We start from the raw sequence: 693 nt of genomic DNA, 5'->3' as shown, positions 1-693 counted from the left end.
CGGACGAGCGCTTCAATCTCGCCGACAGTCGCTTGCTGGGCTACATCTATGACCGAGAGGGGCACCTGGTCTGGCGCTCCCGGGCCACCCAGGAAGAGAACATCAATTACCGGCCGCGGTACGACGGGCGCGGTAACGAGTTCGCCAGAATCCGTGAAGCCAATGGCCAGGAGTTCTTCGTCTACGACGTCGAGATCAAGTTGTTGGGGGGCAAGAAAGCGGCTTTCAGTATCGTTGCACTGCAACCGGTGCGTGAGTACCAGCAGACTCTGGAAGGGGTCAGGGAAAACCTCTATCTAGGCTTTGGTGCGGCGTTGCTGGTGCTGCTGGCATTGCTCTGGCTGGGGTTGACCTGGGGTTTGCAGGCCCTACGACGCTTGAGCCAGGAGTTGGACCAGATCGAGAGCGGTACCCGCCAAAGCCTCAGTGAGGAGCATCCGCGAGAGCTGTTGCGCCTGACCGGCTCCTTGAACCGTCTGCTGCAAAGCGAGCGCGAGCAGCGTAGCCGCTACCGCGACTCCCTGGATGACCTGGCCCACAGCCTGAAAACCCCGTTGACGGTGTTGCAAGGGGTCAGCGAGGACATGGCGCAACGGCCTCAGGATCGGGAGCAGGCCTGGGTCCTGCAGGCGCAGATCGAGCGCATGAGTCAGCAGATCAGCTACCAGTTGCAGCGTGCCAGCCTGCGCAAAA

Annotated in this window: 1 protein-coding gene; it reads left to right on the top strand. The window is 61.5% G+C overall.

What is annotated here, in order from left to right; all coding sequences use genetic code 11:
* A partial coding sequence (locus Q7C21_RS22330) for a histidine kinase dimerization/phospho-acceptor domain-containing protein (protein WP_375151134.1) occupies positions 1–693 on the top strand: 693 nt, incomplete at both ends.

This window comes from Pantoea sp. ANP04, from assembly GCF_041982285.1.
Taxonomy (GTDB): domain Bacteria; phylum Pseudomonadota; class Gammaproteobacteria; order Enterobacterales; family Enterobacteriaceae; genus Pantoea; species Pantoea eucalypti.
This window is presented reverse-complemented; position numbering and strand designations above follow the sequence as displayed.